The organism is Streptomyces tuirus (assembly GCF_014701095.1).
GTDB lineage: Bacteria > Actinomycetota > Actinomycetes > Streptomycetales > Streptomycetaceae > Streptomyces > Streptomyces tuirus.
This window is the reverse complement of sequence record NZ_AP023439.1, coordinates 1,791,313-1,809,062: the sequence shown is the minus strand read 5'-3', so window position 1 is coordinate 1,809,062 and position 17,750 is coordinate 1,791,313. Positions and strand designations below refer to the sequence as shown.

Genomic DNA, 17,750 nt, shown 5'->3' with positions numbered 1-17,750 from the left:
TGTGACTTCCGCTGCGTCGTGGGTAGTGCCGTGATCCCGGCTTGTCACACCCGGCTGGCACCATGGCCTCATGAACATCATGCTCTTTCACTCGACCTTCGGGCTGCGGCCCGCGGTGCTCCGGGCCGCTGACCGGCTGCGCTCGGCCGGACACGAGGTGTGGACGCCCGACCTCTTCGAGGGGCGCACGTTCGAGTCGGTCGAGGAGGGCATGGAGCACAAGGAGAAGATCGGCAAGGAGGAGCTGCTGAAGCGGGCCGTGCTGGCCGCCGCTCCCTACTCCGAGCGCGGGCTGGTCTACGCCGGGTTCTCGCTCGGCGCCTCCATCGCCCAGACCCTCGCCCTCGGGGACGACAAGGCCCGCGGCCTGCTGCTCCTGCACGGCACGTCGGACATCGCGCCGGACGTCACGGCCGACGACCTGCCGGTCCAGCTGCACGTGGCGGAGCCGGACCCCTTCGAGACGGACGACTGGCTCAGCGCCTGGTACCTCCAGATGGGCCGCACCGGAGCCGACGTCGAGATCTACCGCTACGCCGGGGCCGGCCACCTCTACACCGACCCCGACCTGCCCGACTACGACGAGGAGGCCGCCGAGACCACCTGGCGGGTGGCGCTCGGCTTCCTCGAGACCCTGTAGGCGGTTACACCGGGTCGTAGGTGCGCTCGACCTTCTGCGTGCCGCTGCGGGTGCGGTACGAGCGGGACCACTTGGCCGTCGCGTCGCGCGTCGCGCGGTCGGAGATGACGTAGAAGTCCATCTGCGCGCGCTCGGCCGTGATGTCCAGGACGCCGTAGCCGTGGCGGTCGGTGTCGACCCAGTGGACGTGGCGGTTGGCGGCGCGGATGACCGGCGAGGCGACCGCGGAGACCGTGCCCTCGGGGACCTTGACGATGTCGTCGAGGTTGTCGGAGGTGACCGACGTGACGACGAACTCCGTGGCGGCCGACGGGGACAGCGGATACGTACCGGCGTCCACCGGCACGTCGTTGGCCCAGGCCATGTGGATGTCGCCGGTGAGGAAGACAGTGTTGCGGATCGCGTTCGTCCGCAGGTGTGCCAGGATCTCGCGGCGGTCGTCGGTGTAGCCGTCCCACTGGTCGGTGTTGAGGGCGAGGCCCTCCTGCGGCAGGCCCAGCAGCTTGGCCAGCGGCTTGAGCAGATCGGCGGAGAGCGAGCCGATGGCGAACGGCGAGATCATCACCGAGTTGCCGACCAGCCGCCAGGTGGTGTCGGACGACGTCAGCCCCGCCTTGAGCCAGTCCAGTTGGGCGCGGCCGGTGAGCGTGCGGTCCGGGTCGTCGACCTCGCCGTTGCCCACCTTGACCTGCTGCGAGCGGAAGGAGCGCAGGTCCAGCAGCGAGAGGTCGGCCAGCTTGCCGAAGCGCAGCCGGCGGTAGGTGGTGCCCGCGATCGCCGGACGCACCGGCATCCACTCGAAGTAGGCCTGCTTGGCGGCGGCCTGGCGGGCGGACCAGACGCCCTCCGCGCCCTCGGTGTGGTTCTCGGCACCGCCCGACCAGGCGTCGTTGGCGAACTCGTGGTCGTCCCAGATCGCGACGACCGGGGCCGTGGCGTGCAGTGCCTGGAGGTCCGGGTCGGTCTTGTAGCGGGCGTGCCGGATGCGGTAGTCGGCGAGCGTGACGATCTCGTGGGCCGGGGCGTGCGGGCGGACGACCTTGTCGCGGGTGCCGTACTCGCCGGTGCCGTACTCGTAGATGTAGTCGCCGAGGTGCAGCCAGGCGTCCAGGTCGCCGCGGGCCGCGAGGTGGCGGTACGGGGAGAAGTAGCCGGCCTCCCAGTTGGCGCAGGAGACCACGCCGAAACGGAGGCCGGGGACGGCCGCGTCCGCCGCCGGCGCGGTGCGGGTGCGCGCCGCCGGGGAGTCGGTGCCGCCGGCCGAGAAGCGGAACCAGTAGTCCGTGGCCGGCTGCAGGCCGCGGATGTCGGCCTTCACGGTGTGGTCCGAGGCCGCCGTCGCGGTGGTGGAGCCCCTGGCGACGATGCTGCTGAACGCCTTGTCCCTGGCGACGATCCAGCTCACCTCGGTGTCGGGGCCGGCTCCGGAGCCGGGTATCGCCTCCGGGACCGGGGTGACGCGGGTCCACAGCAGGATGCCGTCGGGCAGCGGGTCACCGGAGGCGACGCCGTGCAGGAAGGCGGGGGCCTGGTCGACGGCGCGCGCCGGCAGGGTCGCCGCCAGCGGGCCGGCCAGGACAGCAGTCGCCGCCGCGGCCTTGACGACCGTACGGCGGCGCGGAGTGAGGGAGTTGAGGCCCTCTGACGTATTCGATGATCTGTATCGACTGGTCACGACCGATCAGGTTACTGGTCGGTATGCGCCAGAGCGGGCGAACTCCCGAAGTTCGCCCGCTCTTCATGCGGAGGGTGAAATTCCCCGGAGGGGTCAGCCCTTGAGGGCCGCGTCCACCGCCTTGTTGAACTCCTCCACCGACCACGGCAGGTTGGGGTTGGACGTCTCGAGCTGCTTGCCGTCCATCACGAAGCCCGGGGTGCCCTGGACACCGTCCTTGTTGTCGTCGAAGGTCTTCGACATGGCCATCGCCCAGGCGTCGTAGGTGCCCTTCTCGACCGCGTCCTGGAACTTCTTGTTGTTCTTCAGCTCGGGGACGGAGTCCGCGACCTTGATGAGGTAGCTGTCGTCCTTGAACTTGTCGGCCGTCTCCTCCGGGTGGTACTTGGCCGAGTACAGCGCGGCCTTGTAGTCGAGGAACGCCTTGTCGCTCACGTTCAGCGCGGCTCCCAGGGCGCTCATGGCGTTCTTGGAGCCCTCGCCGTTGTCCTTGTTGTCGATGAACGTGGCGCCGATGAACTGCATCTTGTACTTGCCGTCGTCGATGTCCTTCTTCATGGTCGGACCGACGGCCTGCTCGAACTGGGCGCAGATGGGGCAGCGCGGGTCCTCGTAGACCTTCAGGGTCTTGGCGGAGTCCTTGCCGATGACGACCGTGGTGCCGTCGGTGCCCGTGGTGTTGGCCGGGGCCGTGACCTTGGCGTCCTTCTGGCCCTCCCAGTAGCTGGGCTTGTTCGCCTGGACGACGGCGTAGCCGATGCCGCCGGCTATCGCCAGCACGCCGACGATCGAGCAGGCGACGACGACCTGCCGCTTGGTCTTCGCCCGCTTGGCCTCGCGCTCGCGCTCGATGCGCAGCCGCTCGCGGGCCGCCGTCTTCGCAGCCTGGGTGTTCCGCTTGCTCATGGTGATGTTCTCCGTGGGGGACGCGCACACCTGTGTGTGCGGGATGACTTAGGGGGACTGCCGGTGCTCGAAAGGCCCGCAGGGGGCACAGAGCCTGCCGCGAGGGCGGGTGCCTTACGCGAAGGCGGGTGAGCACGGCGGTCCACGCCGTCCCAGGGAGTACGTGAGGACCCGGTCGCGGGCGGTGGGCGTACGGTCCGCGGCGCGCGAGGACAGCCGGTGTCCGGACGGGGCCCGTTCCACGGTCACCGCGGCGACCGCCAGCAGCAGCGGACGGAACGTGGTCGCCGTCACCGCCCGCAGCAGCTGGCCCAGGGCCCGCTCGCCGCGGCGCAGCCAGACGGCCGCGAGGAGCCCGACGCCGATGTGCGCGCCGAGCAGCAGCCAGGCGGTGACGGGCTCGGTGTGGACGACCGCGGCCGCGAGCCGGTCGGTGCCGGTGACCCCGGCCATCCGGGCCAGCGGCGTGCCGACCTCGCCCCCGCCGCAGAGCACGTCCAGGCCGACCGACCGCAGGGGACCGGTGACCGGGCCGCCCGCCGGGCCGTAACAGGCGTGCTGGCCCGTGGTGAACACCGTGTCCGCGGCCAGTTCCAGCGGGATCAGCAGGGCCGCGATCCGTCCGAAGGAGCGCTCCCGGCCCGCCAGGGCGAACGCGATCACGAACACGGCGGTGGCGACCGCGGCCACCGTGCCCACCGGCAGCGGGGCCCGGGACAGCAGCACGTGCGACGCGGTGCTGAGCGTCACGACCACGGCCGTGAACAGCGCCGCGCGCACGGCTCTGAGCTGGATCCCGGATATGTCCATAGCGATAGGAGAGTCTGTCACGGGAGCAGGTAAGGGAGCCCTAAAGGATGCCTGTGAGACGCCTTACCGTCACAGCCCCGGAATCCGTCCGTTGCGGAACAGGTCCACGAAGGTCTGGTGGTCGGCACGCGCGCGTGCGCCGTAGGTGTGGGCGAAGTCGACCAGCAGGGGAGCGAAGCCCTCCTCGTCGGCCGCGAGCGCCGCGTCGATGGCCCGCTCCGTGGAGAACGGCACCAGGGACTCCCCGGACTGGTCGTCCGCCGCCGAGTGCATCGTGGCCGTCGCCCGGCCGAGGTCGGCCACCACCTGGGCGATCTCCTCCGGGTCGTCGATGTCGCCCCAGTCGAGGTCCACCGCGTACGGCGAGACCTCGGCGACCAGCTGGCCCGCGCCGTCCAGCTCGGTCCAGCCCAGCCACGGGTCGGCGTGCGCCTGGAGGGCGCGCTGGGAGATGACCGTGCGGTGCCCCTCGTGCTGGAAGTACCCGCGGATCGCCGGGTCCGTGATGTGCCGGGAGACCGCCGGGGTCTGGGCCTGCTTGATGTAGATCACGACGTCGTTCTCCAGGGCGTCGCTGTGCCCCTCCAGCAGGATGTTGTACGACGGCAGCCCCGCCGAGCCGATGCCGATGCCGCGCCGGCCGACGACGTCCTTCACGCGGTAGGAGTCCGGACGCGTCAGCGAGCTGTCCGGGAGCGTCTCCAGGTAGCCGTCGAAGGCGGCCAGGACCTTGTAGCGCGTGGCCGCGTCCAGCTCGACGGAGCCGCCGCCCGGGGCGAAGCGGCGCTCGAAGTCGCGGATCTCCGTCATCGACTCCAGCAGGCCGAAGCGGGTCAGCGAGCGGGCGTCACGCAGCGCGTCCAGCAGCGGACCGTGCGCCGTGTCCAGGGTGAACGGCGGCACCTCGTCGCTCTTCGCGCCCGTCGCCAGGGCGTGGATCCGCTCGCGGTAGGCGACCGCGTAGATCGTCACCAGCTCGGAGATCTGCTCGTCGCCGAGCGCCTTCGCGTAGCCGATCAGCGCGATGGAGGCGGCCAGGCGCTTGAGGTCCCAGGTGAAGGGGCCGACGTAGGCCTCGTCGAAGTCGTTGACGTTGAAGATCAGGCGGCCGTTGGCGTCCATGTACGTGCCGAAGTTCTCCGCGTGGAGATCGCCGTGGATCCACACGCGCGAGGTGCGCTCGTCCAGGTACGGTCCGCCCCGCTTCGGCCCGAACTGATCGGACACGGTCAGGTCGTGGTAGAAGAGGCCCGCCGTCCCCCGGTAGAAGGCGAAGGCGGAGGCCGCCATCTTGCGGAACTTCACGCGGAACGCGGCCGGGTCGGCGGCCAGGAGCTCGCCGAAGGCGGTGTCGAAGACGGCGAGGATCTCCTCGCCGCGGTGCTCGTCCTTGAGCTGCGGGAACGACATCGCTGGGTGCCTCCTGGTGCATGCGTTTCGGGGCGGCAGGTCCGCCCTCTGCCTAACGTGCGGCGGTCCGCGGGAGTGCCCGCGAAGCCTCGCACGAAGGTACGCGGGTCGGCCCTCCGGGTGTCAGTGCCGAGGCATAGACTTCGACGCTGTCCCCCAGACTGTCCGCAGCCTGCCGGACCCCATGTGTCGTCTGTTTTCTCTGGAGGCCGCAGCCGTGTCGAAGCCGCCGTTCACGCACCTGCACGTCCACACCCAGTACTCGCTGCTGGACGGTGCCGCGCGGCTGAAGGACATGTTCAACGCGTGCAACGAGATGGGCATGACGCACATCGCCATGTCCGACCACGGAAACCTCCACGGCGCCTACGACTTCTTCCACACGGCCCAGAAGTCCGGTGTGACCCCGATCATCGGGATCGAGGCCTATGTCGCCCCCGAGTCCCGGCGCAACAAGCGCAAGATCCAGTGGGGCCAGCCGCACCAGAAGCGGGACGACGTCTCCGGTTCCGGTGGTTACACCCACAAGACGATGTGGGCGGTGAACAGCACCGGCCTGCACAACATCTTCCGGCTGTCCTCCGACGCCTACGCCGAGGGCTGGCTGCAGAAGTGGCCCCGGATGGACAAGGAGACCATCTCCCAGTGGTCCGAGGGGATCGTCGCCTCCACCGGCTGCCCCTCCGGCGAGGTCCAGACCCGGCTGCGCCTCGGCCACTTCGACGAGGCGCTCAAGGCCGCCGCCGACTACCAGGACATCTTCGGCAAGGACCGCTACTTCCTGGAGCTGATGGACCACGGCATCGAGATCGAGCACCGGGTCCGCGACGGCCTCCTGGAGATCGCCAAGAAGCTCGGCATCCCCCCGCTGGTCACGAACGACTCGCACTACACGTACGCGCACGAGGCCAGCGCCCACGACGCCCTGCTGTGCATCCAGACCGGCAAGAACCTCTCCGACCCCGACCGCTTCAGGTTCGACGGCACCGGCTACTACCTGAAGTCCACGGACGAGATGTACGCCATCGACTCCTCGGACGCCTGGCAGGAGGGCTGCGCCAACACCCGCCTGATCGCCGAGATGGTCGACACGACCGGCATGTTCGAAAAGCGCGACCTCATGCCCAAGTTCGACATCCCCGAGGGGTACACGGAGGTCAGCTGGTTCCGCGAGGAGACCCTGCGCGGCATGCACCGCCGCTTCCCGGACGGCATCCCGGACGACCGCATGAAGCAGGTCGAGTACGAGATGGACACCATCATCTCGATGGGCTTCCCGGGCTACTTCCTCGTGGTCGCCGACTTCATCATGTGGGCCAAGAAGCAGGGCATCGCGGTCGGCCCCGGCCGAGGCTCCGCGGCCGGCTCGATCGTCGCCTACGCCCTCGGCATCACCGACCTCGACCCCATCCCGCACGGCCTGATCTTCGAGCGGTTCCTCAACCCCGAGCGCATCTCCATGCCCGATGTCGACATCGACTTCGACGAGCGCCGGCGCGTCGAGGTGATCCGGTACGTGACGGAGAAGTACGGCGCCGACAAGGTCGCCATGATCGGCACGTACGGCACCATCAAGGCCAAGAACGCGATCAAGGACTCCGCGCGCGTGCTGGGCTACCCGTACGCGATGGGCGACCGCCTCACCAAGGCCATGCCCGCCGACGTCCTCGGCAAGGGCATCAACCTCGACGGCATCACCAACCCCGAGCACCCCCGCTACTCGGAGGCGGGCGAGATCCGGGCGATGTACGAGAACGAGCCCGACGTGAAGAAGGTCATCGACACCGCCAAGGGCGTCGAGGGCCTGGTCCGGCAGATGGGCGTGCACGCCGCCGGCGTGATCATGTCCAGCGAGACCATCACCGACCACGTGCCCGTCTGGGTCCGGCACACCGACGGCGTGACCATCACGCAGTGGGACTACCCGAGCTGTGAGTCGCTCGGCCTGCTGAAGATGGACTTCCTCGGCCTGCGCAACCTGACGATCATGGACGACGCCGTCAAGATGGTGAAGTCCAACAAGGGGATCGACATCGATCTCCTGAGCCTCCCGCTCGACGACCCCACGACCTTCGAACTGCTCCAGCGCGGCGACACCCTCGGCGTCTTCCAGTTCGACGGCGGCCCGATGCGCTCCCTGCTCCGGCTGATGAAGCCGGACAACTTCGAAGACATCTCCGCCGTGTCGGCCCTGTACCGCCCGGGCCCGATGGGCATGAACTCCCACACGAACTACGCGCTGCGCAAGAACGGGCAGCAGGAGATCACGCCCATCCACCCCGAGCTGGAGGAGCCGCTCAAGGAGGTCCTGGACGTCACCTACGGCCTGATCGTCTACCAGGAGCAGGTGCAGAAGGCCGCCCAGATCATCGCCGGCTACTCGCTCGGCGAGGCCGACATCCTCCGCCGCGTGATGGGCAAGAAGAAGCCCGAGGAACTGGCGAAGAACTTCGTCCTCTTCCAGGAGGGCGCCCGGAAGAAGGGCTTCAGCGACGAGGCCATCCAGGGCCTGTGGGACGTGCTGGTCCCCTTCGCCGGCTACGCCTTCAACAAGGCGCACTCCGCCGCCTACGGACTCGTCTCGTACTGGACGGCGTACCTCAAGGCGAACCACCCCGCCGAGTACATGGCCGCGCTGCTCACGTCCGTGAAGGACGACAAGGACAAGTCGGCCGTCTACCTCAACGAGTGCCGCCGCATGGGCATCAAGGTGCTCCCGCCGGACGTCAACGAGTCGATGTCCAACTTCGCGGCCCAGGGCGACGACGTGATCCTCTTCGGCCTCTCCGCCGTCCGCAACGTCGGTACGAACGTGGTCGAGTCGATCATCAGGTGCCGCAAGGCCAAGGGGAAGTACGTCTCCTTCCCCGACTACCTCGACAAGGTGGAGGCGGTGGTCTGCAACAAGCGCACCACCGAGTCGCTGATCAAGGCCGGCGCCTTCGACGCCATGGGCCACACCCGCAAGGGCCTCACCGCGCACTACGAGCCGATGATCGACAACGTGGTCGCGGTCAAGCGCAAGGAGGCCGAGGGGCAGTTCGACCTCTTCGGCGGCATGGGGGAGGCCGAGACCAGCGAGCCGGGCTTCGGACTCGACGTGGAGTTCTCCCCCGACGAGTGGGACAAGACCTATCTGCTCGCCCAGGAGCGGGAGATGCTCGGTCTGTACGTCTCCGACCACCCGCTGTTCGGCCTGGAGCACATCCTGTCCGACAAGGCCGACGCGGGCATCTCCCAGCTGACCGGAGGAGAGCACGCCGACGGGGCGGTCGTCACCATCGGCGGCATCATCTCGGGCCTGCAGCGCAAGATGACCAAGCAGGGCAACGCCTGGGCCATCGCCACCGTCGAGGACCTCGCGGGCTCGATCGAGTGCATGTTCTTCCCCGCGACCTACCAGCTGGTCTCGACCCAACTTGTCGAGGACGCCGTGGTGTTCGTCAAGGGCCGCCTCGACAAGCGGGAGGACATCCCGCGGCTCGTGGCCATGGAGCTGATGGTGCCGGACCTGTCGAACGCGGGCACCAACGCGCCGGTGATTCTCACCATCCCGGCCACCCGCGTCACCCCGCCGCTGGTCAGCCGCCTCGGCGAGGTGCTCAGCCACCACAAGGGCGACAGCGAGGTCCGGATCAAGCTCCAGGGGCCGACCAAGACGACCGTGCTGCGGCTGGACCGGCACCGGGTGAAGCCGGACCCGGCGCTCTTCGGTGACCTGAAGGTGCTGCTCGGACCGTCCTGCCTGGCCGGGTGACGCAGGGTTCGTGACGCGTTCGAGGGGCGTACCCGTAATCGGGCACGCCCCTCGTGCGTGTGCGTGGTGCGTGGGCTCAACAGCCCGTCACGCAGACGTCAGTTGTGGCCGAAGCTGCGCTTTCGCTTGCCGGCCGGCGCCATCTCGCCGGGGGTCACCTCGACCTCGGCCTGGGGCTCCGTCTGCGAAGCGGGGCTGCGGTCGGCCCGCTGGCCACGCTCGGTCGGACGCTGCTGCTTACGGTCACGGTTCTTGTTCTTGGCCATGGTGATGCCTCCTGTGGGGGACTAGGGGCCAGGGCCGGGACCAGATTCACACAGGCCGACAACGATCGCATGTCGGACAATTACCGTCCGTGACAGGGGTGGTCGGAGCGGGAAGTCCCGAAACGCCACGCCGAAGATCGAGTTCCGGCCGTTAACCTCCGCGCCGTCGGGCAGACTCGAAGGAAGCCCGAAGCAAACCTCCTGGGAAGAGGGTGAGTCGCGTGGACCGCTGCATCGTCCTGGTGGACGCTGGGTATCTGCTGGGAGCCGCGGCGAGTCTCCTCGCCGGGGAGCCCTCGCGGTCCCGCATCACCGTCGACCACACCGCCCTCATCCAGGGGCTGCGCGAACGCGCCGAATCCGATACCCAGCAGCCACTGCTGCGCATCTACTGGTTCGACGGCGCCCCCGACCGCGTCCCGCAGCCCGAGCACCGCAGGCTGCGTGTGATGCCCCGGGTCACCGTCCGGCTCGGCGCCCTGACCCGCAGTGACGGCCGCTGGGCGCAGAAGGGCGTGGACGCCGCGATGCACGCCGAGCTCACCGAACTGGCCCGCAACCGCGCCTGCTCCGACGTCGTCCTCGTCACCGGCGACGGCGATCTGCTGCCCGGCATGATGGCCGCCAAGGAGCACGGCGTCGCCGTCCACCTGTGGGCCGTCCAGGCCGCCGACGGCGACTACAACCAGTCCGAGGACCTGGTCGCCGAGGCCGACGAGCGGCGTGTCCTGGACCGCACGTGGATCACCAAGGCCGTGCGCGCCAAGGACTACACCGGGGTGTGCGCGCCGCAGCCCGCGCCCCGGCCCGAGATCGCCGCGATCCTCTCCGCGCCGCTGCCCGAGTCCGCGCTCGGCGCGCCGGCCGAACGGCCCGCCCCGCAGCCCCGGCACCCGGTGGACGGCCCCGGGCCGAACGGCACCGAGGAGCGGGTGGCCGCCGCCAAAGGCGTCCCCACGCCCAAGGACCTGGCCGCCCTGCGCGCCCCCGGCACCCAGCCCGCCCAGCACCCCGCCTCCGCCACCCTCCGGTGGTCCTCCGACAAAGGCTGGGTCGACCGGCCCACGGCCGAGCCCCCCGAGGCCGCCTCGATGCCGACGCTCGCCCAGCTGACCACGGCCGAGCAGCGGTGGGCCGACCGCGAGGAGGACATCACCACCGTCGGCGGTGACCCCTACGAGGTGGGGCAGGTCTTCGCCCGGCGCTGGGTCGAGCGCCTCGGCGACCAGATCCACCTGCAGAAACTGTCCGGGATGTACCCGCGCATCCCGCACCGCGTCGACGGGGAGCTGCTGCGCTACGCAGCCCGCTTCGGCCTGCTCGCCCACAAGGACGACCAGATCGACGAGCGGGACCGTTACGCCATCCGGGCCGGCTTCTGGCGGGAGATCAGCGTGCGCACGGGCGTGGAGCACCCGCCCCTCGACGCCTGAGTTCTTTGCCGGCGGATTTCCCGGTACGGACCGACCCGAGAGCGGACCGGGGTCGCCGACCCCGTAGTCTCGTCCCTTGTGAGTAAGCGCGCGGCACAGGCATTTCGGCACGATGGTGACGTCGTGTGCGCGGTGCGCGGGCTGACCAAGACCTATCCGGCGGTCCGGGGCCGGCGCGGCACCCCCGGAACACCCGAGGTCCGGGCCACGGACGACGTGACGCTGGACATCCGCCGCGGCGAGATCTTCGGCCTGCTCGGTCCCAACGGGGCCGGCAAGTCCACCCTCGTGCGCCAGCTGACCGGGCTGATGCGGCCCGACCGCGGCAGCGTGGAGATCCTCGGGCACGACATCGTCCGCCACCCCGAGCGGGCCGCGCGGATCCTCGCCTACCTCGGGCAGGAGTCGACCGCCCTCGACGAGCTGACGGTGTCGCTCGCCGCCGAGACCACCGGGCGGCTGCGCGGCCTGGACGTACGGCACGCGCGGGCCGAGCGGGACGCCGTCCTGGACGAGCTGGGGCTCGCGCCGCTCGCCGGGCGGCCGCTGAAGAAGCTCTCCGGGGGCCAGCGGCGCCTGGCGTGCTTCGCGGCGGCCCTGGTGGGGGAGCGGCCGCTGCTCGTGCTGGACGAGCCGACCACCGGCATGGACCCGGTGGCGCGGCGGGCCGTGTGGTCCGCCGTCGACCGGCGCAGGGCCGAACACGGGACGACCGTGCTGCTCGTGACCCACAACGTCATCGAGGCCGAGACGGTGCTGGACCGGGTGGCCGTCCTCGACCGGGGGCGGGTGATCGCCTGCGACACCCCCGCCGGGCTCAAGGAGCAGGTCGCCGGTGAGGTACGCGTCGACCTGGTGTGGCGGGACGCGGCCCCGCTGCACGTGCCCGAGGTGGCCGCGCTGAAGGACCGCGTCGTGGAGTCGGGCCGCCGCTGGACGCTGCGGCTGGGGCCCGAGGAGGCCCGGACGGTCGTCGCGACCGTCACCGGCGGGGCCGCCTTCGCCGCGCTGGACGACTTCACCCTGGCCACCCCCAGCCTGGAGGACGTGTACCTCGCCCTCGGCGGGGCCGTGCAGCAGGGGCTGGTGAAGGCGTGAGCGTAAGGACACCGGGCGCCCGGGCCGTGAGCGGACCGGCCGCCGCATACGTACCGAACAGGCGACTGCCGCAGTGGACCCGAGCGAAGGGGAGCAGCGCGACGTGAGTGTCGTACCCGCCGATGTCCTGCCGGGCAGTGCCCTGGCCGTGGAGGAGCCCGTCGCGTGTGCGGCCGAGCTCGCACCTCGGGCGCGGCTGTGGCCGTCGCTGGCGGCCGTGTACCGGGCCCAGCTGTCGCGGGCGCGGGTGGCGCGGATCCCGCTGCTGTTCGTGGCGACCTTCCAGTCGGTCGGGATCATGATCCTGATGCGGGGGGTCGTGGACGACGGGGCGGAGGCGCAGGCCGTCGTCGCCGGGTCGTCGGTCCTGGTGGTCGCCTTCGTCGCGCTGAACCTGCTCGCGCAGTACTTCGGGCAGCTGCGGGCCAGCGGGGGGCTCGACCACTACGCGACGCTGCCGGTGCCGCCGGCGGCCGTGGTGCTGGGCGCGGCGGGTGCGTACGCCTCGTTCACCGTGCCCGGGACCGTCGTGACCGCGCTGTTCGGCTGTGTGCTGTTCGGGCTGCCGATGGCCCATCTGTGGGTCCTCATGGCGGTGATCCCGCTCGCGGGCGCGGCGCTCGCCGGGCTCGGGGCGGCGCTGGGGCTGCTCGCGCCCCGGCCGGAACTGGCCACGCTGCTCGGGCAGCTGGGCATGTCCGCGGCGCTGCTGCTGGGCGTGCTGCCGGCGGACCGGATGCCGGAGGTCGTGCGCTTCACGCGGGACCTGCTGCCGTCCACGTACGGCGTGGAGGCCTTCGCGCGGACGTTCGGGCCGCACCCCGACTGGGCCTTCGTGCTCGGTGACCTCGCGGTGTGCGCGGTCGTGGGCGTCGTCTCGCTGGCCGTGGCGACCTGGGCGTACCGCCGGGCGGCCGTCCGTTGAGCGCGGAGCGGTCCTCCGGTGACGCGGCGCACGAGCCGGGCTGGCACGATGGCAGGGTGACCGCACCCCTGACTCCGCCACCGCCCCCGCATGAACACTCCGCGCAGGGCGCGTGGCAGCCGCCGGCCGCCGGGCCTCAGGCTCCCGGTTCCCAGCACGCCGAGTACGCAGGGCACGGCTGGTACGGACAGGACGGCCCCGGAATGAGGACGGAACTGCGGGAGGCCGCCGTGATCGCGGTGGCCGTGGCGCTCGGCGGGGTGCTGCTCGGGGTGCTGTGGTGGTGGCTCGCGCCGCACGTGCCGCTGGTCGGCGACGTGGTGGAGAAGAACTGGGTCGTCTACCTCAAGGACACCGAGGGCGAGCAGGCCATCGGTGTCGACGGCACGTTCACGCTGCTCGGGCTGGCCTTCGGTGCCGTCAGCGCCCTGGTCGTCTTCCTGCTGCGGCGGCGCGGGGGCGTGCCGCTGGTGGTGGGGCTGGCCCTCGGAGGCCTGCTCGGGTCGTTGCTCGCCTGGCGGGTCGGAGTGTGGCTCGGACCCGCCGAGGACGTGATCGCGCACGCGCGGGAAGCCGGGCGGGGCGTCACCTTCGACGCGCCGCTGAAACTGGGCGCGAAGGGCGCGTTGCTGGCCTGGCCGCTCGCCGCGCTGGTGCTGCACCTCGGGCTCATGGCCCTGTTCGGACCCCGTGACCCGGAGCCGGAGTTCCACCAGGGGCCTTACCAGGGACCGCCTGCCGCGTAGGTCTGCGGCGTCGGGGCCCAGGACCGGCTGACGGGTGCCAGTACCGCTTCCGTCAGCTTGGCCAGGTCCTCCGGCGCCAGTTCCACCTCCAGGCCCCTGCGGCCCGCCGAGACGCAGATCGTCACGTGCGCCGAGGCCGAGGCGTCCAGGACCGTCGGCAGCCTCTTGCGCTGGCCCAGCGGCGAGATGCCGCCCCGGACGTAGCCCGTCGTGCGTTCCGCGAGCGCCGGGTCGGCCATCGTCGCGCGCTTGCCGCCCACGGCCGCCGCCAGGGCCTTCAGGTCCAGCCGGCCCGCCACCGGGACCACCGCGACCGTCAGCGCGCCGTCGACGTCCGCGACCAGGGTCTTGAAGACGCGGTCGGGGGAGACGCCCATGGCCTCGGCCGCCTCCTCGCCGTAGGAGGGGTGCGCGGGGTCGTGGTCGTAGGAGTGGACCGTGTACTCCGCGCCCGCCGCCGTGAGGGCCACCGTCGCGGGGGTGCCGCCCGGCTGGTGCTGCTTCTTCGACTTCTTCGCCATGCGGATCCGCTCAGTTGAGGCTCATCGGGCCGCGCGTCAGCTCCGACGCGGGCAACGACGGCAGACTACGGATGATCGCCGTCTCGGAGCGAAGGAGTTTCAGCTCGTCGCGCAGGCGGGACGCCGTGTCGGGAGCCTGGAGCAGGCGCTGCTTGGTCGGGGTGTCCAGCATCATCGCGGCCGCCACGAGGTACGACACCACGCCCGGCTCGTCCGGCAGTTCGGCCCCCGTCGCAAGGGACCGCTCCCGCGCCCCGGCCAGCCGCTTCTGGTACTGGCGGAAGGAGCGCAGCACGCCCTCGGCCAGGGGCGCCGCCTCGTCGCCCGGCTCCTCCTCCAGCGGCTCCAGCTCGGCCGTCAGGAAGGGCCCGGAGGCCTCGACCGACAGCAGCTTCACCCGGGTCGTGCCGGTCGCCAGGACCTCGAAGGAGCCGTCGGTGCGCTCCCGGATCGTCGCCGCGTCGGCGATGCAGCCCACCTTGTGGAACGCCTTGGCCGGGTCCGTGCCGAAACCGGCCAAGGGCCCCCGCTCGGGCACGGCGGTCGGGTCGGGCATGCCGGGCGCGGTCGAGGCCACCTCGTGGCCGTCGCGGATCGCCACGACGGCGAACCTGCGCGGCTCGTCCTCGGGCGTCTTCAGCAGCTCGCGCATCATGGCGCGGTACCGCTCCTCGAAGACGTTGAGCGGGAGCACGAGCCCCGGGAACAGCACCGAGTTCAGGGGGAAGAGGGGGAGCCGGACGGTGGTCACGACGCAAAAGCCTAATGGTCGCCGGGACGGACTCGTCCGCCCCGCTCACTCCGTGGATGCCAGGGCGGGTCCCCGGCCATCGCGGACCGCACGTCCCCGCACACCCTCAGGAAGTGCCCGAGCGGGTCGTCCGACACCTGGTCCCAGGGGAAGGAGGTGGCGTACGGGCCGTTGAGGCGCAGCTGCTCGGCGGCGTCCGGCCAGCGCTCCAGGCGCACCAGGACGAAGATCAGCAGGTTCCGCATCCGGGCCGGCCAGGGGTCGTGGGCCGGCAGCCGCGGGGACAGCGCGATCGCCCGGTCGGCGGCCGCGTCCAGCCGTCCGCGCGGCACCTCGGGCCCGCAGCCGTCGATGAGGTAGCCGAAGGCGGCCCGCAGCGGCAGGGCCTGGACGAGCGCGCCGGGGGGAGCGTCCTGGGCGGCGCGGTCGGCGAAGTCGAAGCACTCGTGGTGCGACCCGTGCCAGGAGGAGGCCAGGTAGCGCAGAGCCGCCACATGGCAGCCGTAGTGGTGCGGGGCACGGCGGACGGCCGCCTCCCACAGCTCCTCGAAGTACGTGTGCCCGGCCTGCGCGCCCCGGGCGTGGTCGAGCGCGACCCGCCACGGCACCGGGTCCCGCTGGTCGCCCCGGGCCGCCGCCGTGATCAGCGGGCTGACCTCGCGCAGCAGCTCGGCCCGGGCCGGGGACTGCCAGGCGCGGTCCACCGCCAGCTGGGCCCCGACCAGCAGCGCGTCGGGGTCCTGCGGGGCGATGGCGAGCCAGGCGTCCAGCCACTCGGGCCGGGAGCGGGCGAAGGCGGCCAGCCGGGTCACGTACCGGTCGCGCCGCTCCCACTCCGAGGCCACGCGGGTGGCCAGGAGCAGCGAGGCGGCCGGGAGGTGGTCGCCCCGGGCGGCGGCGACCAGCGCCGGGCTCAGCCGGGCGTCGGGCGCGTCGAGCAGCACCTCGTCGTCGGCGCACGGCTCGCCGACGAGGCGGGGGGAGGTCCTTGCCATCCGGCTCGCGCGGATGAACGGCAGCTGCATTGCCATGGTGTCGACCATTGAAAGTCGGCTGGTCATGGCGGCGCCAGACTGTTCATGGAACCTACGGAAAGTTGTACATCCGATGGTCAAGAGAACGTAAAGCCTTGACACTTCAATAACTTTGGTTACAGCAGCACCATCAGTTGCGGCGCAGCAGCCGCGTCGCCCCCGCCGCCACCGTCGTCGCCAGGATCCAGCCCAGCAGGATCATCGCCGTCGCCAGCCACTGCCAGGGCCCCCGCAGCTGCCAGAACCCCACCTGGCCCAGGTCGATGACGGGCAGCAGCAGGTCGAGGGTGAACAGCGTCGGATTCCACTCCGGGTGCTCGCCCCGCTTCATCGGCGGATGCCCGGCCTGCGCGAAGGCGAGGGAGCCCGCCGCCCACAGCACCGCCATCCACACCGCGGCCCGGCCCGGCCGGTACCCGTAGGCGACCGTCAAGTCCTGCGCGTAGCCCCACAGCTTGGCCGCCACCGGCAGGCTCTCGCGGTGCCGGCGCTGCTTGGCCAGCAGCACCTCACGGGCGTCCTCGTCCTCCCCGCCGGCCCGCAGCACGGCCGCGAGCCGCTCGTACGGCTCCGGGTTGTACTCGGCGGTGGCCGCCGCCACCCACCGAAGCCGCTCGGCCGGCGGGAACGGTCCGCGCGGCACGAGGAACTCGTAGGCGAAGCCGCCCATGTGCAGCCGCCCCGGGCCCGGCCAGGCGTCCGCCCGGTCCATCAGGTTGATGACCTTCGCCCCGGACAGCACCACCCGCCCGCGCACCGGCTGCTCCCCGAGGAAGCGCAGCTCCGGCGTCTGCACCCGGCGCAGTGACAGCTCCTGGTCGTCCGTGAGGGTGAACCGGGCCCGCTCGAAGTCGACGGCGTCGCCGAACCGGCCGTCGTCCAGCCGGATCCCGCCCTCGCACGCGAAGCGCTGGATGCGCGTCCCCTGGGCCGGGGTCATCCCGCTCATCGCCTGGGCGCCGACCCCCGCCGGCGTCAGATACAGGCTGCGCTCGACCGTCAGCTGCGGGGCGTTCAGCGCGAGCCGCTCGTAGGGGTTGCTCAGCCGCGCGCCGCGCAGGCTCAGCGACACGCCGATGGTCGCGGCGCGCAGGCTCAGCTCGCCGTGCGACTCCAGCAGCTCCGCCTGCAAGTCCTGGCCGACGGTCATGCCGTCCGCGGCGATCGACCGGCCGCTGTGGTCCCGGTGCACGATCGCCTGGTTGAGCATCAGGTCCGTGCCGATCTGCGCGTCCGTGAGCCGGATGCCGTGGTGGAAGCGGCAGCGCGGCAGATGCAGATCGCCCTCGGTGTGCACCCGGGCCGCCTCCAGCCGGGGCACCGAGCAGTCCACCATGCGCAGGGTGGTGAAGCGGGCCTCCGGCAGCAGCACGTCCTGCTCGAACCGGCACCGGCGCATCTCGACGTAGGGCACCACCGTGCCGCCGGCGAGGTCCAGGGAGCCGCTGACCTGCACTCCGATCAGCTTCAGCGACGACACGCGGCCGGCCAGGGCGGGTGGCCCGTCGAGGAGCAGCCAGCACATGATCCGGGCCCGGACGGTCCGCTCCTCGCCCCACGGGTGCCCGCCGTGCGGGTCGTCGGCCACGGCGTCGCCGCAGCTCAGGTCGTACACGGTGCCGTTGCGGAAGGCCTGCCACATGCCGGCCTCGGCCGCGGTCAGGTCGTCGGGCAGATCCCCGGCACGGACGCCGGCCCCCTCGGTCACAGCTCTTTCCTTCCTCCCCAGGTACTCACGGGTCACTTGCCTCGTACACCAGTTCATGCCCGCTGTGTGA

General features: G+C 71.3%; 14 protein-coding genes and 1 pseudogene. 6 read left to right on the top strand and 9 right to left on the bottom strand.

The window, feature by feature from the left end; translation table 11 throughout:
* Positions 1-55: 55 nt before the first annotated feature.
* Positions 56-640, top strand: a pseudogene (locus tag IGS69_RS08395) (dienelactone hydrolase family protein); the annotation flags it as partial.
* Positions 641-644: 4 nt separating this feature from the next.
* Here IGS69_RS08395 and IGS69_RS08390 read toward each other — a convergent pair.
* From IGS69_RS08390 to IGS69_RS08375, 4 genes are all read right to left on the bottom strand, one after another.
* On the bottom strand, positions 645-2,315 hold the full coding sequence (locus tag IGS69_RS08390) for an alkaline phosphatase D family protein (protein WP_190898070.1): 1,671 nt from the start codon (positions 2,313-2,315) through the stop codon (positions 645-647).
* Between the two features lie 93 nt (positions 2,316-2,408).
* Positions 2,409-3,221 carry a thioredoxin domain-containing protein gene (locus IGS69_RS08385; protein ID WP_190898069.1) on the bottom strand — a complete coding sequence of 271 codons (813 nt, stop codon included), beginning with the start codon at positions 3,219-3,221 and terminating at the stop codon, positions 2,409-2,411.
* Between the two features lie 114 nt (positions 3,222-3,335).
* On the bottom strand, positions 3,336-4,031 hold the full coding sequence (locus IGS69_RS08380; protein WP_190898068.1) for a hypothetical protein: 696 nt from the start codon (positions 4,029-4,031) through the stop codon (positions 3,336-3,338).
* Between the two features lie 69 nt (positions 4,032-4,100).
* Complete coding sequence (locus IGS69_RS08375) at positions 4,101-5,441, bottom strand: DUF2252 domain-containing protein (protein ID WP_190898066.1); 1,341 nt, start codon at positions 5,439-5,441, stop codon at positions 4,101-4,103.
* A gap of 217 nt (positions 5,442-5,658) precedes the next feature.
* Between IGS69_RS08375 and dnaE the strand changes: the two genes are divergently transcribed.
* On the top strand, positions 5,659-9,198 hold the full coding sequence (dnaE, locus tag IGS69_RS08370) for a DNA polymerase III subunit alpha (RefSeq protein WP_190898065.1): 3,540 nt from the start codon (positions 5,659-5,661) through the stop codon (positions 9,196-9,198).
* A gap of 98 nt (positions 9,199-9,296) precedes the next feature.
* On the opposite strand, the gene IGS69_RS08365 is transcribed toward dnaE, so the two are convergent.
* Positions 9,297-9,464: a hypothetical protein gene (locus tag IGS69_RS08365; RefSeq protein ID WP_190898064.1), complete on the bottom strand. Its 168-nt coding sequence runs from the start codon at positions 9,462-9,464 to the stop codon at positions 9,297-9,299.
* 221 nt (positions 9,465-9,685) lie between these two features.
* Between IGS69_RS08365 and IGS69_RS08360 the strand changes: the two genes are divergently transcribed.
* The 4 genes from IGS69_RS08360 to IGS69_RS08345 all read left to right on the top strand — a co-directional run bounded on the left by IGS69_RS08360 (position 9,686) and on the right by IGS69_RS08345 (position 13,666).
* Positions 9,686-10,897, top strand: coding sequence for an NYN domain-containing protein (locus tag IGS69_RS08360; RefSeq protein ID WP_190898062.1), 1,212 nt, complete (start codon positions 9,686-9,688; stop codon positions 10,895-10,897).
* A 123-nt stretch (positions 10,898-11,020) separates the two neighbouring features.
* Positions 11,021-11,995 carry an ABC transporter ATP-binding protein gene (locus IGS69_RS08355; RefSeq protein ID WP_031112320.1) on the top strand — a complete coding sequence of 325 codons (975 nt, stop codon included), beginning with the start codon at positions 11,021-11,023 and terminating at the stop codon, positions 11,993-11,995.
* Positions 11,996-12,098: 103 nt separating this feature from the next.
* Entirely contained in the window at positions 12,099-12,920 is an 822-nt protein-coding gene (locus IGS69_RS08350; protein ID WP_190898061.1) for an ABC transporter permease, read from the top strand.
* A 56-nt stretch (positions 12,921-12,976) separates the two neighbouring features.
* Entirely contained in the window at positions 12,977-13,666 is a 690-nt protein-coding gene (locus IGS69_RS08345; protein ID WP_190898060.1) for an AAA family ATPase, read from the top strand.
* Here the strand turns inward: IGS69_RS08345 and ybaK are convergent.
* The 4 genes from ybaK to IGS69_RS08325 all read right to left on the bottom strand — a co-directional run bounded on the left by ybaK (position 13,642) and on the right by IGS69_RS08325 (position 17,680).
* Positions 13,642-14,187 carry a Cys-tRNA(Pro) deacylase gene (ybaK, locus tag IGS69_RS08340; protein WP_190898058.1) on the bottom strand — a complete coding sequence of 182 codons (546 nt, stop codon included), beginning with the start codon at positions 14,185-14,187 and terminating at the stop codon, positions 13,642-13,644. The genes IGS69_RS08345 and ybaK overlap by 25 nt on opposite strands.
* Before the next feature lie 10 nt (positions 14,188-14,197).
* Positions 14,198-14,938, bottom strand: coding sequence for an LON peptidase substrate-binding domain-containing protein (locus tag IGS69_RS08335; RefSeq protein ID WP_190898057.1), 741 nt, complete (start codon positions 14,936-14,938; stop codon positions 14,198-14,200).
* Between the two features lie 11 nt (positions 14,939-14,949).
* Entirely contained in the window at positions 14,950-15,981 is a 1,032-nt protein-coding gene (locus tag IGS69_RS08330; RefSeq protein ID WP_190904416.1) for a hypothetical protein, read from the bottom strand.
* A gap of 121 nt (positions 15,982-16,102) precedes the next feature.
* Positions 16,103-17,680 carry an oxidoreductase gene (locus tag IGS69_RS08325; RefSeq protein ID WP_190898056.1) on the bottom strand — a complete coding sequence of 526 codons (1,578 nt, stop codon included), beginning with the start codon at positions 17,678-17,680 and terminating at the stop codon, positions 16,103-16,105.
* Between the last annotated feature and the right edge of the window lie 70 nt (positions 17,681-17,750).

Bases quoted from the DNA above. Each gene is read 5' to 3' on its own strand.
- IGS69_RS08385 (WP_190898069.1), bottom strand. From the start codon at position 3,221: ATGAGCAAGCGGAACACCCAGGCTGCGAAGACGGCGGCCCGCGAGCGG.
- IGS69_RS08380 (WP_190898068.1), bottom strand. From the start codon at position 4,031: ATGGACATATCCGGGATCCAGCTCAGAGCCGTGCGCGCGGCGCTGTTC.
- IGS69_RS08375 (WP_190898066.1), bottom strand. From the start codon at position 5,441: ATGTCGTTCCCGCAGCTCAAGGACGAGCACCGCGGCGAGGAGATCCTC.
- IGS69_RS08365 (WP_190898064.1), bottom strand. From the start codon at position 9,464: ATGGCCAAGAACAAGAACCGTGACCGTAAGCAGCAGCGTCCGACCGAG.
- ybaK (WP_190898058.1), bottom strand. From the start codon at position 14,187: ATGGCGAAGAAGTCGAAGAAGCAGCACCAGCCGGGCGGCACCCCCGCG.
- IGS69_RS08330 (WP_190904416.1), bottom strand. From the start codon at position 15,981: ATGGTCGACACCATGGCAATGCAGCTGCCGTTCATCCGCGCGAGCCGG.